Origin of the sequence: Cellulomonas terrae (genome assembly GCF_007990265.1) — a bacterium.
Taxonomy (GTDB): domain Bacteria; phylum Actinomycetota; class Actinomycetes; order Actinomycetales; family Cellulomonadaceae; genus Cellulomonas; species Cellulomonas terrae.
In genome coordinates this window covers 23601-43435 of sequence record NZ_BJWH01000029.1, presented here as the reverse complement: position 1 = coordinate 43435, position 19835 = coordinate 23601, and the positions used below count along the sequence as shown (strand labels likewise).

General features: G+C 72.2%; 17 protein-coding genes and 1 tRNA gene. 16 read left to right on the top strand and 2 right to left on the bottom strand.

The genetic code is table 11. The features are described from left to right. The first annotated feature begins 52 nt into the window (after positions 1-52). The 4 genes from CTE05_RS18755 to CTE05_RS18740 are packed head-to-tail and all read left to right on the top strand — an operon-like array spanning position 53 to position 4179. Complete coding sequence (locus tag CTE05_RS18755) at positions 53-1114, top strand: ABC transporter ATP-binding protein (protein ID WP_146847819.1); 1062 nt, start codon at positions 53-55, stop codon at positions 1112-1114. Further along, positions 1111-2088 carry an ABC transporter permease gene (locus tag CTE05_RS18750; RefSeq protein ID WP_146847818.1) on the top strand — a complete coding sequence of 326 codons (978 nt, stop codon included), beginning with the start codon at positions 1111-1113 and terminating at the stop codon, positions 2086-2088. Before CTE05_RS18755 ends, CTE05_RS18750 begins: the two co-directional genes overlap by 4 nt. Position 2089: 1 nt before the next feature. Further along, a complete protein-coding gene (locus CTE05_RS18745; protein WP_146847817.1) occupies positions 2090-3082 on the top strand; it encodes an ABC transporter permease in 993 nt (330 codons plus the stop codon). Beyond that, entirely contained in the window at positions 3079-4179 is a 1101-nt protein-coding gene (locus CTE05_RS18740; protein WP_146847816.1) for an ABC transporter ATP-binding protein, read from the top strand. Before CTE05_RS18745 ends, CTE05_RS18740 begins: the two co-directional genes overlap by 4 nt. 37 nt (positions 4180-4216) lie before the next feature. Here CTE05_RS18740 and CTE05_RS18735 read toward each other — a convergent pair whose 3' ends face one another. Next, positions 4217-4810 carry a helix-turn-helix domain-containing protein gene (locus tag CTE05_RS18735; protein ID WP_146847815.1) on the bottom strand — a complete coding sequence of 198 codons (594 nt, stop codon included), beginning with the start codon at positions 4808-4810 and terminating at the stop codon, positions 4217-4219. A 67-nt stretch (positions 4811-4877) separates the two neighbouring features. Between CTE05_RS18735 and CTE05_RS18730 the strand changes: the two genes are divergently transcribed. From CTE05_RS18730 to CTE05_RS18685, 10 genes are all read left to right on the top strand, one after another. Continuing rightward, positions 4878-5810, top strand: a complete 933-nt coding sequence (locus tag CTE05_RS18730; RefSeq protein ID WP_146847814.1) for an NAD(P)/FAD-dependent oxidoreductase — start codon at positions 4878-4880, stop codon at positions 5808-5810. Between the two features lie 97 nt (positions 5811-5907). Beyond that, on the top strand, positions 5908-6240 hold the full coding sequence (locus CTE05_RS18725) for a hypothetical protein (protein ID WP_146847813.1): 333 nt from the start codon (positions 5908-5910) through the stop codon (positions 6238-6240). 99 nt (positions 6241-6339) lie between these two features. Continuing rightward, positions 6340-7287, top strand: a complete 948-nt coding sequence (locus tag CTE05_RS18720; RefSeq protein WP_246123755.1) for a phosphatase PAP2 family protein — start codon at positions 6340-6342, stop codon at positions 7285-7287. Between the two features lie 70 nt (positions 7288-7357). Then, a complete protein-coding gene (gene topA / locus CTE05_RS18715) occupies positions 7358-10078 on the top strand; it encodes a type I DNA topoisomerase (RefSeq protein WP_146847811.1) in 2721 nt (906 codons plus the stop codon). A gap of 246 nt (positions 10079-10324) precedes the next feature. Beyond that, positions 10325-11332 (top strand): Gfo/Idh/MocA family protein, encoded by a 1008-nt coding sequence (locus CTE05_RS18710; protein ID WP_146847810.1) that lies wholly within the window; start codon positions 10325-10327, stop codon positions 11330-11332. A 29-nt stretch (positions 11333-11361) separates the two neighbouring features. Further along, a complete protein-coding gene (gene tmk / locus CTE05_RS18705) occupies positions 11362-11991 on the top strand; it encodes a dTMP kinase (RefSeq protein WP_146847809.1) in 630 nt (209 codons plus the stop codon). Then, positions 11988-13127 (top strand): DNA polymerase III subunit delta', encoded by a 1140-nt coding sequence (locus tag CTE05_RS18700; RefSeq protein WP_146847808.1) that lies wholly within the window; start codon positions 11988-11990, stop codon positions 13125-13127. The genes tmk and CTE05_RS18700 overlap by 4 nt, the downstream gene beginning before the upstream one ends. A gap of 81 nt (positions 13128-13208) precedes the next feature. After that, a complete protein-coding gene (locus CTE05_RS18695) occupies positions 13209-14789 on the top strand; it encodes an alpha/beta hydrolase (RefSeq protein WP_146847807.1) in 1581 nt (526 codons plus the stop codon). A gap of 47 nt (positions 14790-14836) precedes the next feature. Then, a complete protein-coding gene (locus tag CTE05_RS18690; RefSeq protein ID WP_146847806.1) occupies positions 14837-15331 on the top strand; it encodes a hypothetical protein in 495 nt (164 codons plus the stop codon). Positions 15332-15364: 33 nt separating this feature from the next. After that, a tRNA-Thr gene (locus CTE05_RS18685) sits at positions 15365-15440 on the top strand. A 781-nt stretch (positions 15441-16221) separates the two neighbouring features. Here the strand turns inward: CTE05_RS18685 and CTE05_RS18680 are convergent. Then, positions 16222-17286 carry a LacI family DNA-binding transcriptional regulator gene (locus tag CTE05_RS18680; protein WP_246123754.1) on the bottom strand — a complete coding sequence of 355 codons (1065 nt, stop codon included), beginning with the start codon at positions 17284-17286 and terminating at the stop codon, positions 16222-16224. A gap of 380 nt (positions 17287-17666) precedes the next feature. Here CTE05_RS18680 and CTE05_RS18675 point away from each other — a divergent pair, with 380 nt between their 5' ends. Together CTE05_RS18675 and CTE05_RS18670 are read left to right on the top strand one after the other, a co-directional pair. Further along, entirely contained in the window at positions 17667-18860 is a 1194-nt protein-coding gene (locus tag CTE05_RS18675) for an ABC transporter substrate-binding protein (protein WP_246123753.1), read from the top strand. Positions 18861-18864: 4 nt separating this feature from the next. Then, positions 18865-19833, top strand: a complete 969-nt coding sequence (locus tag CTE05_RS18670) for a carbohydrate ABC transporter permease (RefSeq protein WP_146847804.1) — start codon at positions 18865-18867, stop codon at positions 19831-19833. Positions 19834-19835: the final 2 nt, after the last annotated feature.

The window sequence follows — 19835 nt, the reverse complement described above, 5'->3', positions numbered from 1 at the left end:
CGGGCGACCCCCCTCGCCCGCCGCACCACGCACCCGACCCCAAGGTGACCCCATGCCCGAAGACCAGCCCGTCCTGCAGGCGATCGACCTGCGCAAGCACTTCCCCGTGCGCGGCTCCCGTCCCAAGAAGTTCGTGCACGCCGTCGACGACGTGAACCTGTCGCTCCACCGGGGCACGGTGGTCGCGCTGGTGGGGGAGTCGGGCTCCGGCAAGTCCACGATCGCCCGCCTGCTCGCCCAGCTCATGCCCGTCACCGGCGGGCAGATCCTGCTGCACGGCCAGGACGCCACGGCGAAGAACCGCACGGCGTTCCACCGCTACGTGCGCCGGGTCCAGATGATCTTCCAGGACCCCTTCGGGTCGCTGAACCCCGTGCACACCGTGCGCTACACCCTCACGCGCAGCCTGAAGATCCACCGCGGGCGCCTGCGCGGCGTCGAGCTGGAGGCGGCCCTCGACGAGCTCCTGGACCGGGTCCAGCTGCGCCCGGCCGCCCGGTACATCGACAAGTTCCCCCACGAGCTGTCCGGCGGTCAGCGCCAGCGCGTCGCGATCGCCCGCGCGCTCGCGGCCGACCCCGAGGTGCTGCTCGCCGACGAGCCGATCTCGATGCTCGACGTGTCGATCCGCCTCGGCATCCTCAACCTGCTGCGCGACCTGCGGGACCGCCTGCAGCTCGCGATCCTCTACATCACGCACGACATCGCGTCGGCGCGCTACTTCGCCGACCGGACGATGGTCATGTACGCGGGCCGGATCGTCGAGACGGGCGACTCGGAGTCCGTCACGCAGGACCCCAAGCACCCGTACACGCAGCTGCTGGTGCGCTCCGCGCCGGACCCGGACGACCTGGAGTCCCGCGCCCGGGGCGCCCGCGGCGAGGCGCCGAGCCTGGTGGCCCCGCCCAGCGGGTGCCGGTTCAACCCGCGCTGCCCGTTCGCGACCGACCTGTGCCGCACCGAGGTGCCGCCGCTGATCTCCGTGGGCGAGGGCCGCGAGGCCGCCTGCTGGGGCTACTCCGACCGCCCGGACCGCCCGTCGCTGGGCTCGGTGCTCGACGCGTACGGCGAGCGGCCGGCCGTGGACGTCTCGGTGCTGGAGGTCGACCGATGAGGTTCTTCACGCGACGCATCGTGTTCTACGCGATCACCGCCTGGGCGGCGATCACCATCAACTTCTTCATCCCGAGGATCATGCCGGGCGACCCCGTGAGCGCCCTGATCGCGAAGAACCAGGGCCGGATCAGCCCCGACGCCGCCGAGGCGCTGCGGGCGCTGTTCGGCCTCGACAAGGACATGTCGCTGTGGGACCAGTACGTCGCGTACTGGCGGCTCCTGCTGCACGGCGACCTGGGCATCTCGTTCACGTACATGGCACCCGTGGCCGACGTGATCCGGCAGGCGCTGCCGTGGACGATCGGCCTGGTCGGCGTCGCGACGATCATCAGCTTCACGCTCGGCACCCTGATCGGGACCGGGATCGGGTGGCGTCGCGGGACCTGGATGGACGGGCTCCTGCCGCTGTCCACCTTCTTCTCGGCCGTGCCGTACTTCTGGCTCGCCCTGATCGCCATCTCGCTGTTCTCGGTGACGCTCGGCTGGTTCCCCGCCAGCGGCAGCTACGACCGGAGCATGGTGCCCACCCTGTCGTGGGAGTTCGTCGGGTCCGTCATCTACTACGGGTTCCTGCCGGCCATGACGATCGTCGTGTCCTCGATCGCCGGCTGGATGCTCGGGATGCGCAACATGATGGTCACCGTGTCCTCCGAGGACTACGTGACCGTCGCGCAGGCCAAGGGCCTGGCGGAGCGGACCGTGATGATGGGCTACGCCGCCCGGAACGCGATCCTGCCGCAGGTGTCCAGCTTCGCGCTGTCCCTCGGCTTCATCGTCGGCGGCACCCTCGTCATGGAGATCGTCTTCTCCTACCAGGGCATCGGCTACTACCTGTTCAGCGCGGTGAACGCGAAGGACTACCCGCTCATGCAGGGGTGCTTCCTCGTGATCACGTTCGCCGTGCTCCTCGCCAACATGGCCGCCGACGTCGCCTACGGCGTGCTCGACCCCCGCACGCGACAGGAGGGCTGACATGACCGTCGAAGCCGCGTTCCTCGAGGACCTGGAGATCAACCCGGACGCGACGACGCCCCGGACGGGCAAGCGTCGCTTCCTGTTCATGCGCAACGCGAAGGCGCTGACCGGTCTGGCGATCCTGGGGTTCTTCTTCCTCATCGCGATCATCGGGCCGTGGATCGCCCCGTACGACCCGAACGCCCGGTCGTCGGCCATCCTGCAGTCCCCGTCGTGGCAGCACCTCATGGGCACCACGCACCAGGGGCAGGACGTCATGAGCCAGCTCATCCTGGGCACCCGCAGCGTGCTGGTGGTCGGGTTCGTGGCCGGCACGGTCGCGACGGTGATCGGCGTGATCGTCGGCGTCACCGCGGGCTACATCGGCGGGGTGGGCGACGAGTCCCTCTCGGCGCTGTCCAACGTGTTCCTGGTGATCCCGCAGCTGCCGCTCATCATCATCATCGCGGGGCAGCTGCCGTCGGCGGGCGGGCTGACCGTCGCCCTCGTGATCGCCGCGACCGGCTGGGCGTGGGGTGCCCGCGTCCTGCGGGCGCAGACCCTCTCGCTGCGGAAACGGGACTTCGTCGAGGCCGCGCGCGCCAACGGCGAGAGCACGTGGCGGATCATCTCCGCGGAGATCCTGCCCAACCTCACGGCCATCATTGCCGCGGGCTTCGTCGGCACCGTCGGGTTCGCGGTCCTGTCCCAGATCACGCTCTCGTTCGTCGGCATCACGCCCACCAACGAGTGGAACTGGGGGACCGTCCTGTACTGGGCGCAGGCGCAGCTCGCCCTGCAGCGCGGCGCGTGGTGGTGGTTCGTCCCCGCCGGTCTGCTCATCGCGCTGCTCGGCATGGCCCTCACGCTCATCAACTTCGGCATCGACGAGTTCGTCAACCCGCGCCTGCGGTCCGTCGGCCTCAACGCCCGGTCGATGCGCAGGCGCAAGATCCGTCCCCGCATCGGCTTCACGCCGGTCGTCCACGAGGCCAAGGAGGACCGCGCATGACCGCCGAGACCGCCCAGCGCGCGTTCCGGGCGAACGCCGCCGCGACCGACCCGGTGCTCCAGATCAAGAACCTGTCGGTCGACTACGGGTACGACGAGGACCCGACGCACGTGCTGCGCCAGGTCTCGCTGACCCTCAACCGCGGCGAGGTGCTCGGCCTGGCCGGGGAGTCCGGCTGCGGCAAGTCGACGCTCGCGTACGCGGCGACCCGGCTGCTCCCCCCGCCCGGTCTCATCACCGGCGGCGAGGTCGTCTTCACCGACCGCGACGGGCAGAGCACCGACATCCTCACGCTCAGCGACGCCGACCTGCGGGCCACCCGCTGGCAGGACCTCGCGATCGTGTTCCAGGGCGCGATGAACTCCCTCAACCCGGTGTACCGGATCGGCCGGCAGATCGCCGACGCCATCCGCGCGCACCTGCCGGGGGTCACCAAGAAGGAGGCCCTGGAGCGGGCCGCGGGCATGCTCGAGCTCGTCGGGATCTCCGCGGACCGGCTGCGCGACTACCCGCACCAGCTCTCGGGCGGCATGCGGCAGCGCGTGATGATCGCGATGGCGCTCGCGCTCGACCCGCAGGTCCTGATCATGGACGAGCCGACGACGGCCCTCGACGTGGTCATGCAGCGGCAGATCGTCGAGCAGATCGCGGAGCTGCGCGACCGCCTCGGCTTCTCGGTCATCTTCATCACGCACGACGTGTCCCTGCTGATCGAGATCGCCGACCGCATCGCGATCATGTACGCCGGCGAGATCGTCGAGGACGCCTCCGCGCAGGACATGTACCGCCGCCCGCGGCACCCGTACTCCGACGCGCTCCTGCACTCGTTCCCGCCCCTGCGCGGTCCGCGCCGCGAGCTCACCGGCATCCCCGGCTCACCCCCGGACATGTCCAACCTGCCCACCGGCTGCCCGTACCGGGACCGCTGCGCGTTCGCGTTCGACGCGTGCGCCGCGATCACCCCGGAGCTCGTCGCGCCCGCCGTCGAGGGTGACGACCCGCGCCGGTCGGTCGCGTGCCTGCGCCACGACCCCGCGACCGTCGCCGCCGGCGGCTTCGAGCCGCAGCCGGTGCCCGTGGAGCTCTCGGTCCGTTGAACCCCGCCCTGCCCCTGGCTCCCTCTCCACAGGGCTGCTAGCCGGGGGCGGGGCGGCCCTTCGGTCGTGCCCGCACGTGCACCCGAGCGCCCTGGGCGCCGAAGATGCTGAGCAGCTCGACGGGCTCGGCGGTCTCGTTGCCGAACCAGTGGGGGACGCGGGTGTCGAACTCGGCGGCCTCGCCCGGCGGGAGCACCAGGTCGTGCTCGCCCAGCACCAGGCGCAGGTGGCCGTCGATGACGTAGAGCCACTCGTAGCCCTCGTGCGAGTTCGTCTCCGGGGAGGGGTGCGGGCCACCGGGCGGCAGGACGAGCTTGTAGACGATCAGCCCGCCGCTGCGGCGGGACAGCGGGATGACCGTCATGCCGTGCTCGATCACGGGGCGCGGGTGGATGCGGGGGTCACCGGTGGCGGGGGCGCCGACGAGCTCGTCCAGCGGGACCCGGTACAGCGCGGCCAGCGGGACCAGGAGCTCCAGCTGCGGGCGACGGGTGCCGGACTCCAGCCGCGACAGGGTGCTGACGGAGATGCCCGTCGCGTCGGACGCCTGGGCCAGCGTGAGGTCGCGCTGCTGCCGGACAGCCCGGAGCCGGGGACCGACGGTCTTCATCAGGTGCTCGACGTCGTCCATGCCCTCCAGTTTGCCACTTCGGCAACGATGCTTGCCGCCCGACGTCGCGCCGCCGGATGCTTGCCGCATGAGAGACGTGGTGGTCATCGGTGGTGGTGCTGCGGGACTGAGCGGGGCGGTGACGCTCGCGCGGGCGCGCCGGTCGGTCCTCGTGATCGACGACGGGTCGCCGCGGAACGCCCCCGCCGACGGGGTGCACGGGATCCTCGGGCAGGAGGGCGTGTCCCCGCTGGAGCTGCTGGTGCGCGGCCGGGCGGAGCTCGCGGGCTACGGGGGGTCGCTGCGGACCGGCCGGGTGGTGGCCGCCGAGCGTGCCGACGACGGGTTCGTCGTGACCCTGGACGACGGGACGACCGAGCGCGCGCGTCGGCTGCTCGTGGCCACGGGCCTCGTCGACGACCTTCCGGACCTCCCCGGACTGAGGGAGCGCTGGGGCCACGACGTCCTGCACTGCCCGTACTGCCACGGCTGGGAGGTGCGCGACCAGCCGATCGGGGTGCTCGCCACGTCCGAGCGCGCCGTGCACCAGGCGCTGCTGTTCCGGCAGTGGTCCGACGACGTGGTCCTGCTCCAGCACACCGCCCCGGAGCCGACGCCGGAGCAGGCCGAGCAGCTGGCCGCGCGCGGGATCCGGGTGGTGCCCGGGGTGGTCACGGAGGTGCTCTCGACCAGCGGTCGGCTCACCGGCGTGCGGCTGGAGTCCGGCGAGGTGGTGGAACGGTCCGCCCTGACCGTCATGCCGCGGTTCGTCGCGCGTCTCGACGGGCTCACCGGCCTCGGCCTGACCGCCGTCCCGCACGAGATGGGCGTCGGGGAGCACGCCGCCTCGGACCTCATGGGCGCGTCGTCGGTGCCCGGGGTCTGGGTGGCCGGCAACGCGACCGACCTCATGGCGCAGGTCACGGGCGCGATGGCGGCCGGCACGCGCGCGGCGGCTGCCCTGAACATGGACCTGATCGCCGAGGACACCACCCGTGCCGTCGCCGACCTCCACAGGTGAGGAGACGGTCACGTCCAGGGTGTCCACAGACCCGGCCGGTGGAGTGGGCGTCGAGCACGTGGACGACCGCGTGACCGACAGAGCCGGGAGGCCCGCCATGACCACGGTGACCACAGACGTACCGGACGCACCCGCGTGGATCACGGCCAGCGTGCGGCCCGCGGGGTCGTTCGGGCGTGCCGACGTCGGCCGGCTCCGCGACCTGCTGGGGGTCCTGTCGGCGTCGGCGTCGCTCGTCGTCCTGGACCTCGCCGCCACGAGCCTGCGCAGCGGGCACGCCGCCGAGGCGATCGACGAGGCCGGGTGGGAGCTGGAGCGGCGCGGCGGCTGCCTCCTGTGCATCAACGCGGACGACGACGCTCGCGCGCGCCTCGTCGGCTGCCGTCACGCCGTCGTGGTCGCGCCGGGGGAGCCCGCACCGGTGCCGTGATCCCGCGCGCCACCGCGCCGACACCGGCGCCGGGGGGCCGTCCCATCCGCGCGTCGGAACGGGCCCGGTGCACCGCCGCGGGTGACCTACCGTTGTCCGGTGAGCGACGCCCCCACCCTCCCCGCACCTGTGCGGCGGCCACCCGACGCCGGGGACCGCCGCGGTGTCGTGGTCGCGGTGGCGCTCGGCATCGCCGCGCTCTCCTTCGTCGGCGTCTACCTGCTGTGGCGGGTGTTCGTGGACACGCTCGCGGGTCAGCAGGTGGAGAACGCGGCGTTCCAGGGCGCCCTGTACGGCCAGACGCAGCTGTGGCGGGTCGCCGAGCGCGTGCTCGACGTGGTGTCGGTCGGGTTCATCGCCCTCGTGCTCATCGCCGCGATGCTCATCGCCGTGCTCCGTCGCCGGTGGTCGCTCGCCGTCCAGGTGGCGGTGCTCATGATCGGTGCCAACGTCACGACGCGCGTGCTGAAGACCTGGGTGCTCTACCGGCCGGAGCTCGGCGTGGAGGCGAGCTACGGCAACACGCTGCCCAGCGGTCACACCACCGCGGCGGCCTCCGTCTCGGCTGCGCTGCTCCTCGTGGTGCCACCCCGCATCCGTCCGTGGGCGGCGGTGCTCGGCGCGGGCTACACGACGGCCACCGGGATCTCGACCCTGATCGGCCAGTGGCACCGGCCGTCGGACGTCGTCGCGGCCGTCCTGGTGGTGCTGGCGTGGACCGCGATCGCGTGCGCCCTGGTGGCGCTGACCCCGGCGCGCGCGTCGACGGCGACCGGTGCCCTCCGGCTGACGGCCGACCGTCCGCCGACCCCGGCGACCATGCGCGGCGTCGTCGCCGGGCTCGTGATCCTCGGGGTCGCGGCCGGTGCCTCGGCCGCCGTCGCGCTCTCGCACACGTGGCAGAACCTGGACGATCTGGACGCTCGCGCCGAGGAGGTCACGGCCTACCTCGGCGGTGCCGCGGGGGTGCTGATGGCGTCCTGTCTGGCGTTCGCGATCATGCTGCTGCTGCGTCAGGCCGCGGCATCGCGATTGCCGCGGGGTTGACCGCACGCCGTAGAGTCCCCAACGTCGCACGGGTCGTCCGGCCCGCCGAAGTCCGAGAAGGGCCTGACTGATGTCTGCAGGGCGCAAGCTCGTGATCGTGGAGTCGCCCGCCAAGGCGCGCACGATCGCCGGGTACCTCGGCGAGGGGTACGACGTCGAGGCGAGCGTCGGGCACATCCGTGACCTCCCGCAGCCCTCCGAGCTACCCGCGGACATGAAGAAGGGCCCCTTCGGCAAGTTCGCCGTGGACGTCGACAACGGCTTCGCCCCGTACTACGTGGTGGACGCCGACAAGAAGAAGAAGGTCAGCGAGCTCAAGAAGCTCCTGAAGGAGTCGGACGAGCTCTTCCTGGCCACCGACGAGGACCGCGAGGGCGAGGCCATCGCCTGGCACCTGCTGCAGGAGCTCAAGCCCAAGGTCCCCGTCAAGCGCATGGTGTTCCACGAGATCACCCCCGAGGCCATCCAGCGCGCGCTGGCCAACACGCGCGAGCTCGACGACCGGCTGGTCGACGCCCAGGAGACGCGGCGCATCCTCGACCGGCTGTACGGGTACGAGGTCAGCCCCGTGCTGTGGCGCAAGGTCCGGCAGGGCCTGTCCGCCGGGCGCGTGCAGTCCGTCGCGACGCGGCTCGTGGTCGAGCGCGAGCGGGAGCGCATGGCGTTCGTCGCCGCCGACTACTGGGACGTCACCGGCACGTTCGCCGTCGCCGACGACGCGGAGCCCACGTTCAGCGCACGCCTGACGTCAGTCGACGGCCGCCGCGTCGCCACCGGCCGCGACTTCCTCGACACCGGTCAGCTGCGCGCCGCCGACGTCGCCCACCTCGACGAGGCCCGGGCTACGTCCCTGGTCACCGGGCTGGCCGACGCGTCGTTCACCGTCGCCTCGCTCGAGACCAAGCCGTACACCCGCAAGCCCGCGGCACCGTTCACCACGTCGACCCTCCAGCAGGAGGCGTCGCGCAAGCTGCGGATGGCGTCCCGGCAGACCATGCGCACCGCGCAGGGGCTGTACGAGAACGGCTACATCACCTACATGCGTACGGACTCCTCGTCGCTGAGCTCGCAGGCGATCGACGCCGCACGCCGGCAGGCCTCGGAGCTGTACGGCGCCGAGTACATCCCCGACGCTCCCCGCGTGTACGCCAGCAAGGCCAAGGGTGCCCAGGAGGCCCACGAGGCCATCCGGCCCGCCGGTGACCACTTCCGGACCCCCGCACAGGTGGCCAAGGAGCTGTCGGGCGACCAGTTCCGCCTGTACGAGCTGATCTGGAAGCGCACGGTCGCGTCGCAGATGGCCGACGCCCACGGGCAGACCGCGTCGGTCCGCCTCGGCGCCACCGCCGCCGACGGCACCGACGTCCTGTTCTCCGCGTCCGGCACGGTCATCACGTTCCGCGGGTTCCTCGCCGCGTACGAGGAGGGTCGCGACGTGTCGCGGTACGACTCGTCCGAGGAGGCCCCGGCCGAGAAGGACGACGCGCGCCTGCCGAAGATGGCCGAGGGCGACCCGCTGTCCGCGTCCGACCTCACCGCCGACGGCCACCGCACGTCCCCGCCGCCGCGCTACACGGAGGCCTCGCTGGTCAAGGCGCTCGAGGAGCGCGGGATCGGCCGGCCGTCGACGTACGCCGCCACGATCTCCGTGATCCAGGACCGCGGCTACGTCACCGGTCGCGGGCAGGCGCTCGTGCCGTCGTGGCTCGCGTTCGCGGTGACCCGGCTGCTGGAGGAGAACTTCGACTGGTTGGTCGACTACGACTTCACCGCCGAGATGGAGGAGGACCTCGACGCGATCGCGGCGGGGGACAAGGACCGGGTGGCGTGGCTGTCCCGGTTCTACTTCGGCGACGGGTCGGGCAACGAGGAGGGCGAGGGCCTGCGGGACCTCGTCGCGAACCTCGGTGACATCGACGCCCGCGAGGTCAACTCGATCCCGATCGGCGAGGGCATCGTGCTGCGCGTCGGCCGGTACGGCCCGTACCTGGAGGACTCGAACGCCGAGCCCGCCGAGGACGGCACCACCCGACGCACGTCGGTCCCCGAGGAGCTGGCCCCCGACGAGCTGACCGTCGCCAAGGCACGCGAGCTCCTGGAGACGCAGCCCGAGGGCGACCAGGTGCTCGGCACCGACCCCGTCGCCGGGACGCCCATCGTGGCGCGCAACGGCCGCTACGGCCCGTACGTCACCGAGATCCTGCCCGAGCCGGAGATCGACACGTCCCTGTCGGCCGCCGCCCAGAAGCGCGCGCTCGCCGCCGCCCCCAAGCCGCGCACCGCGTCGCTGTTCAAGTCCATGTCGCTCCAGTCGGTCACCCTCGACGACGCGCTCATGCTCCTGTCGCTGCCCCGCGTCGTCGGCGTCGACCCCGAGTCCGGCACCGAGATCACCGCGCAGAACGGCCGCTACGGCCCGTACCTGAAGAAGGGCACGGACTCGCGGACGCTCGCGTCGGAGGAGGCCCTCTTCACGACGACGCTGGAGGAGGCGCTGGCCATCTACGCGCAGCCCAAGCGCGGTCGCGGCGCCACCGCCGCACCCCCGCTGCGCGAGCTCGGTGACGACCCGACGTCGGAGAAGCCGATCACCGTCAAGGACGGCCGCTTCGGCGCCTACGTCACCGACGGCGTCACCAACCGGACCCTCCCGCGGGACCTCACGCCCGAGACCATCACGCGCGAGCAGGCCATCGAGCTCCTGGCCGAGAAGCGTGCGTCGGCCCCCGCGAAGAAGAAGGCCCCCGCGCGACGCGCCCCGGCGAAGAGCAAGGCCGCCGCGAAGAAGTAGGGACTCCCTCTAGACGTCGCGGCCGAACAACCGCTCCGCGCTGAGGGCCGGGTCGGGTACCCCGCCAGCCAACTAGGCAGCCGCGCCACGGGTCAAACCGCCTCGACACCCCGCGAGCGCGGCACTTTTCGACGAGAGCGGCAGTCGGGACTGCCGCTCTCGTCGCAGACTGCCGCGCTCGTGCGAGCCGGCGCCGGGGCGGACCCGGGGCGGACCGGGGGCGCGTCGCGCGCTAGGTTGTCGACCATGGCTGACCGCGCTGAAGACCCCCGTTCCGCACCGCCGATCCGCTGGGGCATCCTCGGCGCCGGAAACATCGCCGCGACGTTCGCGTCGGCCGTCAACGCGCACACCCGCGCGCAGCTGGTCGCCGTCGGCTCGCGCAACCGGGACCGCGCGGAGCGGTTCGCGACCGCCCACCACATCCCGACCACGCACGTGGGCTACCGCGAGCTCGTCGAGGACCCGCAGGTCGACGCCGTCTACATCGCGACCCCGCACTCCGAGCACAAGGAGCAGGCGCTCCTGGCCATCCGCGCCGGCAAGCACGTGCTCGTCGAGAAGGCGTTCACGCGCAACGCCGGCGAGGCCGAGGAGGTGTTCGCCGCCGCGCGCACCGCCGGGGTGTTCGTCATGGAGGCGATGTGGACGCGGTTCCTGCCGCACGTCTACGCGCTGCACCAGGTGATCGACGCCGGGGAGATCGGCGAGATCATCAACCTGTCCGCCGACCACGGCCAGGCGTTCACCTACGACCCGAAGAGCCGCCTGTTCGACCCCGCGCTGGCCGGTGGCGCGCTGCTCGACCTCGGGGTGTACCCGGTGTCGTTCGCGCACGACTTCCTCGGCGTCCCGGACGCGGTGCAGGCCGTCGGCCAGCTCACGCCGACCGGTGTCGACGGGCAGATCTCGATCGTCCTGTCCTACGGCGACCGCACGCAGGCCACCCTCTCGACCACCCTGTGGGCCAAGACGCCGACGATCGCGACGATCTCCGGCACCGAGGGCAACATCTGGGTCAAGGGCAGCTTCTACGCGCCGACGTCGTTCCGGGTGCAGCGTCTCGACGGCCGCGTGTGGGACTTCGACCAGCCCGGCACGAAGGGCCTGCAGTACGAGGCCGCGGAGGTCGCGCGCCAGGTGGCCGCCGGTCAGACGCAGAGCCCTCGCCTGACGTGGGACAACACCCTCGAGGTGCTGCGGACGATGGACACGATCCGCTCGCTCGTCGGCGTCACCTACCCGGGGGAGTGACGTCGGACCCGGCGGCTACCCTGACGCACGTGACCAGCCACCCCCCGGGCCTCTTCCTCTCGTTCGAAGGGGGCGACGGCGCCGGCAAGTCGACGCAGGCCCGTCTCTTGGGCGAGTGGCTGACCGGGCTGGGCCGTGAGGTCGTGCTGACGCGGGAGCCGGGCGGCACCGAGCTCGGCCTCCTGCTGCGCGACGCCGTCCTGCACGGCGAGCACGTGGACGCCCGCACCGAGGCGCTGCTGTACGCGACCGACCGCGCGCACCACGTGGCCTCGCTCGTCCGACCGGCCCTGGCACGCGGCGCGGTGGTCGTCACCGACCGCTACCTCGACTCGTCGGTGGCCTACCAGGGCAGCGGGCGGGACCTGGGGGCCGACGAGGTCGAGCGCCTCTCCCTGTGGGCGGTCGACGGGCTGCTCCCGGCGCTCACCGTCCTGCTCGACCTCGACCCGGTCGCGGGCAAGGCGCGGCTCACGGGGGACCCGGACCGCCTGGAGCGTGCGGGCGACGAGTTCCACCGGCGCACGCGCGAGGCGTTCCTCGGGCGTGCGGAGGCGGAGCCGGGGCGGTGGCTCGTGCTCGACGCGACACGACCGGTCGACGAGCTGGCCGCGGCCGTGCGGGCCCGTGTCGCCGCGCTGCTCGGGGTGCCGGCATGACGAGCGTCTGGGACGACGTCGTCGGCCAGGAGCCCGCCGTCGAGGTGCTGCGGCACGCGATCGAGGACCCGGCCGCGATGACCCACGCCTGGCTGCTCACCGGTCCGCCCGGCTCCGGACGGTCCAACGCGGCTCGGGCGTTCGCCGCAGCGCTGCAGTGCGCGACCGGCGGCTGCGGCACCTGCCACGACTGCACGACCACCCTGCGCGGGCTGCACCCGGACGTCACGGTCGTCGCCACCGAGGGCGTGTTCATCCGCGCCGAGACGGCTCGCCCGCTGGTCGAGCTCGCGCAGCGGTCCCCGTCGCAGGGCCGGCACCGCGTCATCATCATCGAGGACGCCGACCGCCTGAACGACACGAGCGGCAACTCCCTCCTCAAGGCCATCGAGGAGCCCGCGGGGCGCACGGTCTGGATCCTGTGCGCACCCAGCCCGCAGGACGTCCTGGTCACCATCCGCTCCCGCAGCCGCTCCGTGGCGCTGCGCGTACCGCCCGTCGACGCGGTCGCCGCCCTGCTGGTGTCGCGGGACGGCATCGACCCCGCGGTCGCGGCCGTCGCGGCCCGTGCGGCGCAGAGCCACGTCGGGATCGCCCGCCGGCTGGCCCGGGACCCGGAGGCGCGCGCCCGGCGGTCCGCGGTGCTGGGCATCGCGGCGAAGATCCGAGGCGTCGGCGACGCGGTGCTGGCGGCCGGCGAGCTCGTCGAGACGGCGCAGGCCGACGCCAAGGCCGCGACCGAGCAGCGGGACGCGCAGGAGAAGGCGGAGCTGCTCCGGTCCATGGGTGCCGAGGGTGCCGCGACCCTGCCGCCGGCGCTGCGCACCCAGGTCCGCCAGCTCGAGGAGGACCAGAAGCGCCGGGCCACCCGGGCGCAGCGCGACGTCCTCGACCGCGCGATGGTCGACCTGCTGTCCCTCTACCGGGACGTGCTCGTCGTGCAGCTCGGTGCCGGCGTCGAGCTGGTCAACGTGGAGCACGAGCAGTCGGTGCGCACCCTCGCCGGGTCGAGCACCGCCGAGCAGACCCTGCGCCGGATGGACGCCGTCGGTCAGGCCCGCACCCGCCTGGCGGGGAACGTCGCGCCGCTGCTGGCGGTCGAGGCGATGGCGGTGGCCCTGCGCCCGCAGGGCTGAGCCTGTGCAGATCGGGTGACGGTCCGGCGCAACCGGCGGACGCGGGGCCGGCCGCTCAGCGTCGACGGTTACCGTGTGCGCATGCCGCTCTCCGCCCGCCTCGTCGCGCCCACGAGCGCCGGACGCGATCCGCGGTACCGCCTCGGCGTCGCTCTCGCCGCCGCCGTCCTGGTCCTTCTGGTGCTGCTCGCCGGGTGCGTGGCGCCCAAGAACCAGGCGGCCGGACCGGCCCCTGGCACGACCCCCGACGCGCCGACCGCGGAGGCGACGGGCGACCTCGCGCGCTACTACGACCAGCAGCTCGAGTGGACCACGTGCGCGGAGGGCGAGTGCGCCACCGCGCAGGTGCCGCTGGACTACGCCGACCCCGCAGGACCGTCGATCGGGATCGCGCTCGCCCGCGCCCGCGCGACCGGCGGCGAGCCGATCGGCTCCCTGCTGCTCAACCGCGGCGGCCCCGGGGCGTCCGGCGTCGACTTCGTCAGCCAGGTCGCGGGGATGGTGAGCGGCGACATCACCCGGCAGTTCGACCTCGTCGGCTTCGACCCGCGCGGTGTGCAGCGGTCGAGCCCCGTCGAGTGCGTCGACGGGCCCGGTCTGGACGCGGTGCTCGCCTACGACCCCGACTACTCCACCGATGCCGGGATCCAGGAGGTCATCGACCTGTACGGCGACCTCGGTGCTGCGTGCGCGCAGAACACGGGTGCGCCGCTGGCACACGTCGACACGATCAGCGCAGCCCGCGACCTCGACGTCCTGCGCGCCGCGCTCGGCGACGACACGCTCACCTACCTGGGCTTCTCCTACGGCACCGCGCTCGGCGCCACCTACGCCTCGCTCTTCCCGGCGAAGGTCGGCCGGCTCGTGCTCGACGGCGCCCTCCCGCCCGACCTGACCTCCGCCGAGCTGGCGGAGGGCCAGGCCGTCGGCTTCGAGAACGCCCTGCGTGCGTACATCGCCGACTGCCAGGCCGGCAACAGGTGCCCCCTCGACGGGTCGGTGGACGACGGGCTCGCGCAGATCAGCACCCTGTTCGAGCGGGCGGAGGCCAACCCGCTGCCCACGCAGACGGATCGCGTCCTGACCAGGTCGCTCGCGTTCTACGGGATCGCGCTCCCGCTGTACGCGCAGTCGTACTGGCCGTTCCTGACGCAGGCACTGACCGCCGCGATCGACCAGAACGACGGCACGATCCTGCTCGAGCTGGCCGACCAGTACTCGGACCGCCAGCCCGACGGGACCTTCAGCACCAACTCGATCGTCGCGTTCTACGCGATCAACTGCCTCGACGGACGCGACTCCGCAGACTTCGACGTGATGCGTGCGGAGGCCGCGCAGATCGAGGCTGCCGCCCCCACCGTCGGCTACTTCTTCGGCTACGGCGGCACCGTGTGCGCGCAGTGGCCGGTCCCCGAGGTCGGCGGCCTCGACTCCTACGCCGCCGAGGGTGCCGCGCCGATCCTCGTCGTCGGCACGACGAACGACCCCGCCACGCCCTACCGGTGGGCCGAGCAGCTCGCGGAGCTCCTCTCGTCAGCCACCCTCCTGACCTACGAGGGCGAGGGGCACACCGCCTACGGTTCCTCGAACGACTGCATCGCCGACACCGTCGACGCCTACCTGCTCACCGGGGCCGTCCCCGCGGAGGGCACCCGCTGCTGAGCGCCCTCCCGGTTGCCGCGCGCCCCCCGCCGGGTGACGGTGGCCCGATGACGGCACTGTTCCGCGACGACACCCGCACCCGACGACCCGCTGCCGCGCTGGTGGCGCGGTCGGCACTGCTCGGCTGGGCCGCGGGCGCCCGCGCGTCCCTCGGGCCGGCCGCTCCGACGATCACCGGCGCCCACCGCCCGGTCGTGCGTGCGGTCGCGGCGCTGGGGGTCGTCGGAGAGCTGATCGGGGACAAGCTCCCGAACGCACCGAGCCGCCTGGACCACGGCGGCGCCCTGGTCCGCGCGACGGCGGGCGCGATCGGCGCGAGCATGCTCGCGGCGCGCGGTCGTGCCCACCCGGTCGTGCCCGCGCTCGCCGGTGCGGTCGGCGGGCTCGCCGGCGCCTTCGGGGGAGCGGCGTGGCGGGCGTGGGCGGCCGGTCGGCTCCCCGACTGGCAGGCCGCGGTCGCCGAGGACGTCGTCGCGCTCACCGCCGCCGCCGTCGCCTGCGGCGCTCGCTTTGGAGCGCCGGGGGTCGGCCAGGTACAGTAAGCGGGCTCGCCGGGGTCCACGGGTCCCGACGACGCCGCCTTAGCTCAGTCGGCAGAGCGTCTCACTCGTAATGAGAAGGTCAAGAGTTCGATTCTCTTAGGCGGCTCCACCCGAAACCCTCGTCTGACCAGGCCGAACAGCCCGGGACGGCGGGGGTTTCGTGCTTGCCGTTCGTCCGCTGCGGCATGACGCACCCCACAGGCAAGCAGCGGTGCTCCGCGGGCCATGAAGGCGACGCCCGCCGCCGGTCTCCGACCGGTCGAGCGTCCGCAGCACGGGCGACCGATGCAGCTTCGCCCCCTGCGACGTCCTCAGAAAAGGTCTCCCGGACCGGGATGCTGCGGGTCCGGGGGAGCTCGGGCACGAGCTCGGTGTCCGGTGCGCACGGACTCGTTGACCGATGCTCGGCGAAGCAGTGTCGTACTGTCCGTTCGTGTCGGACATCGCGGGCCGGAGGCGGCCACGACCTGCAGGGACGGACCGCTGCCCGATGTGCCGCGGCTCCGGCAGAGTCCACGGCGTGGTCAAGACGACCGGCATCGGGACGGGGCAGGGCAGCGGACCCGGGTGGTGCCCAGAGTGCGACGGCCAGGGCTGGATCGTTCGGAACGACCCGCACGGGCTGACGGTGGACGACGACGACACCTAGGGCGTGTCTTCTGAGTGCTGCCCGTGGGAACAGACCCTCCCGTTGCTGCCGAGCAGCAATGGGCGGCAGGGTCGCCCGTTCCGTGATCACTGCCAGTCGGTTCAGCTCCCGCGCCGAGGTTTGCTGCGCTCGTCTGGATCTGCCGCGTCTACGCCTCGTCGATGTCACCTTGGTAGCCGTGCTCTTTCGCGACAGCAAGCAGGTCGGCCTGCCGCCGACTCTCGTCGCGTCGTTCCTGAGGTCAGCGCGCGGCCGCGATCGAGCCCCGCACCAGGAACGGCATGTCGAGCCGGTGGACCGTGCCCGGCGGGGCGCCGACGGGGCCACCGGACTGACCCGCGTGCACGAGCTCGAGCAACAGCTCGACCGACCGCCGACCGAGGGCCTCGTGCGGGATGGCGAACGTCGACAGCCCGGGCTCCAGCCACTCGGCGAGCGGGGCGTCGTCGAACGACACGATCGAGACGTCGTCAGGCACGCGCAGGCCCGCCTCCTGCAGCACCTGGTACGCGCCGAACGCCAGCCGGTCGTTGAAGCAGAGCAGGGCGCCCGGGGCCGGGAACGCGGTCAGCAGGTCGGCGACGGCGCGGCGTCCGTTCTCGGGAAGCCAGTCCCGTATGACGTGGCCGCTGGCCGGTTCGAGCCCTTCCTCGGCGAGGGCGTCGCGGATGCCGGACAGCCGCTCTCGGCCGGCGACCGTGCCGGCCGACACCGCGTGGGCCTCGGGGCCGGCGCCCACGAGGTGGATCTGCCGGTGACCCGCGTCGAGCAGCGCGCGCGCGGCGGCTCGGCCGGCCGCGTACTCGTCCGGGACGACGGCGGGGACGGTGGTGGGTTCCAGGGGGAGGGTGTTGAGCAGGACCGCGGCGACGTCCTCGAGGGCAGGGGGGAGCGGCCGGAGGCGGGTGAACATCGACGCCAGGATGATCCCGTCGACCTGACGGTCAAGCATCGCGTCGAGCAGCTGCTGCTCGCTGGCGGCGTCACCTTCGGTCTCACCGATGAACAGCATGTAGCCGTGCTCCCGCGCTGCCTCGAGCGCGCCCTTGATCAGGTCGCCGGCCAGCTGGGACGTGGCGACGGTGTCCGAGACGAAGCCGAGCGTGCGCGTGGTGCCCTTGCTCAGGCCGATGGACACGATGTTGGGCCGGTAGCCCATCTCGTCCGAGACGGCGTGCACCCGCTGCTGGACGGCGTCCGAGATGCGCAGCTCGTTGCCCCGACCGGAGAGCACGAGGGAGACCGTCGTCGGCGACACGCCAGCGGCGAGCGCGACGTCGGCCATGGTCACGCGCTTGCGGCCCACGTCAGCCCTCCCGTCGCTCGGATCCTAACCAGGCCTGAGGAGGCTCAGCCGGGTCGCGACCGCCCTCGTCAGGTCACGAGTGGGTCTCGGTGCTTGACACTGCGTTGTCGCCTGCCGAGACTAGCGCTTGCTAAGCCGGATTAGCAGTGCCGGCGTGCCGGGCAACGGGGCCCGACCGGAACCCCGCTCGACGAAGGGAGACATCGGTGTCTCGACCGGGTGGATGGACTCGACGCAGGGCCGTCACGGTGGCGTTGGTGATCGGCGGCCTCGCGACCGCATCGGCATGCAGCGCACCAGGCAGCGGCAGCACCACGCCGACGCAGGGATCGACAGGATCGGCGGCGGCGGGTGAGGCACCGACCTGCGGTGAGGACCCCGTGACGCTGGAGGCGTACATCGAGACGGGGTTCCCGCTCCCGAAGGCGCTCATGGACGAGTTCACGGCGCAGTACCCCAACGTCACGTTCAACGTCCGCGAGGACCAGTTCGCGGTGATCACCCAGAACGCCCCGCGCGTGCTGGCGGACGACCCGCCGGACCTCATGCGCCTGCCGCAGGTGTCGGAGCTGGCCGAGGACGGTCTGCTGCTGAACCTCGACGGGTACGCCGAGGCCTTCGGCTGGGACCAGTGGCCGGCCACGCAGCTCGAGCAGATGCGGGTGGACGACGAGGGTCGGCGCGGCAGTGGTCCGCTGTACGCGATGGGCCTGAACTCGTCGATGACGGGCGTCTTCTACAACAAGCAGCAGGCGGCGCAGATCGGCATGACCGAGGCGCCCGCCACGCTCGAGGAGTTCGACTCCTACCTGCAGGCCGCCAAGGACGCAGGCCTGGTCCCGATCGCGCAGTTCAACGGTGGCGCGACCGGTGGGCTCGCGTTCCCGCTGCAGAACCTCATGACCTCCTACGGGGAGGCGACGCCGATCAACGACTGGATCTTCCAGAAGGACGGCGCCACGATCGACACCGACACCAACCTCCAGGCCGCGCAGCACCTGGAGAAGTGGATCGACGCCGGCTACTTCGCCGAGGACATCAACTCGATGGACTACTCGATGATGATGAGCCGGTTCATCGGCGGGCAGAGCACGTTCATCTTCGACGGCGACTGGGAGTCCGGGAACCTGGACACCCAGATGGCCGGCAACGTCGGGTTCTTCCTCATGCCCTCGGCCACCGAGGGCGGGCCGCAGGCGGCGATGTCCGCACCGCTGACCTACGGCATCTCGGCCAGCGCGGCGAACCCGGACTGTGCGGCGTTCTTCCTCGACTGGGCGGCGACCAACGAGGAGGCGCGCACGATCGGCGTCGAGATCGGTGGCTCGCGGCCCATGGGACCGGCGGACGCGTTCATGCCGGAGGTCGACCCGGACACCGTGACCGCCCAGACGCTCGCGGCGGGTGCCACGATCGGTGAGGACAACGGGGCGATGGACTTCATCGCCAACGCGACCGGATCGATCTACGCCAAGAGCTGGACGCCGAACCTCCAGAAGATGGTCGCCGGCGAGCTTGCCGCCGAGGACCTCCTCCCGGCTGTGCAGGCCGACTACGAGAGCGAGATCGGGTAGCACCATGACAGACCAGCGACTGATCCGGCAGACGACGCCGGGCGGTCGCGGGGCGACCGACCACGACTCCTCGAGTCTCGAGGGCAGGCGCCGCGCTCTGCGAGCGCGGCGCCTGCGCCGTGGGTGGGTCGCGTTGGCTCTCGTGCTCCCCGCGGCTGCGTTCTACTCGGTGTTCGTCCTGAAGTCGATCGCCTCGACGATCCAGTACTCGTTCTACGACTGGAACGGGGTCACGGCCGCGACCTTCGTGGGGTTCGACAACTACCTCGAGGTCTTCCGGGAGGACGAGCTCGCCGGCTCGATCGTCAACGCCTTCGAGCTGATCCTGTTCTTCAGCATCATCCCGGTGACCCTCGGCCTGGCGGCCGCGGCGACGATCCGCAAGTTCGCGACCAGCCGCATGGCCATGGCGTCGCGCACGGTGCTGTTCCTGCCGCAGATCATCCCGCTCGTCGCCGCCGGCATCATGTGGAGCTGGCTGCTGTCGACGGACGGTCTGGTCAACCAGCTCCTGCGCGCCGTCGGGCTGGGCTCGCTGACCCGCGCCTGGCTCGGCGACTTCGACACGGCCCTTCCCGCGGTGGGCGTCATCGGTGCCTGGGTGCTGTTCGGCCTGTGCATGCTCCTGCTGCTGGCGGGCATGACGAAGATCGACCCCTCGCTCTACGAGGCCGCCCGGATCGACGGTGCCGGCCCGTTCCGCGAGTTCTTCTCCATCACCCTGCCGAGCCTGCGCCAGGAGATCGGGGTGTGCGTCACGGTCACCGTGATCGCCGCCCTGGCGAGCTTCGACATCGTCTACATCTCGACCCAGGGCGGGCCGGGCAACAGCACCCTCGTGCCCGGTCTGGAGATCTACTACCTCGCCTTCTTCCAGCGCGAGATCGGCACCGCGTCGGCCTTGGCCGTGGTGCTCATGCTCCTCGTGCTCGCCGTCGTGCTGCCCATGCAGCGCCTGACACGGGAGCGGTGACC

What these genes read in the sequence shown, in the direction of transcription:
- CTE05_RS18740 (WP_146847816.1), top strand. Translation starts at nt 3,079, where the DNA reads ATGACCGCCGAGACCGCCCAGCGCGCGTTCCGGGCGAACGCCGCCGCG.
- CTE05_RS18735 (WP_146847815.1), bottom strand. Translation starts at nt 4,810, where the DNA reads ATGGACGACGTCGAGCACCTGATGAAGACCGTCGGTCCCCGGCTCCGG.
- CTE05_RS18710 (WP_146847810.1), top strand. Translation starts at nt 10,325, where the DNA reads ATGGCTGACCGCGCTGAAGACCCCCGTTCCGCACCGCCGATCCGCTGG.
- CTE05_RS18755 (WP_146847819.1), top strand. Translation starts at nt 53, where the DNA reads ATGCCCGAAGACCAGCCCGTCCTGCAGGCGATCGACCTGCGCAAGCAC.
- CTE05_RS18730 (WP_146847814.1), top strand. Translation starts at nt 4,878, where the DNA reads ATGAGAGACGTGGTGGTCATCGGTGGTGGTGCTGCGGGACTGAGCGGG.
- CTE05_RS18695 (WP_146847807.1), top strand. Translation starts at nt 13,209, where the DNA reads ATGCCGCTCTCCGCCCGCCTCGTCGCGCCCACGAGCGCCGGACGCGAT.
- CTE05_RS18725 (WP_146847813.1), top strand. Translation starts at nt 5,908, where the DNA reads ATGACCACGGTGACCACAGACGTACCGGACGCACCCGCGTGGATCACG.
- CTE05_RS18670 (WP_146847804.1), top strand. Translation starts at nt 18,865, where the DNA reads ATGACAGACCAGCGACTGATCCGGCAGACGACGCCGGGCGGTCGCGGG.
- CTE05_RS18750 (WP_146847818.1), top strand. Translation starts at nt 1,111, where the DNA reads ATGAGGTTCTTCACGCGACGCATCGTGTTCTACGCGATCACCGCCTGG.
- topA (WP_146847811.1), top strand. Translation starts at nt 7,358, where the DNA reads ATGTCTGCAGGGCGCAAGCTCGTGATCGTGGAGTCGCCCGCCAAGGCG.
- CTE05_RS18700 (WP_146847808.1), top strand. Translation starts at nt 11,988, where the DNA reads ATGACGAGCGTCTGGGACGACGTCGTCGGCCAGGAGCCCGCCGTCGAG.
- CTE05_RS18690 (WP_146847806.1), top strand. Translation starts at nt 14,837, where the DNA reads ATGACGGCACTGTTCCGCGACGACACCCGCACCCGACGACCCGCTGCC.
- CTE05_RS18745 (WP_146847817.1), top strand. Translation starts at nt 2,090, where the DNA reads ATGACCGTCGAAGCCGCGTTCCTCGAGGACCTGGAGATCAACCCGGAC.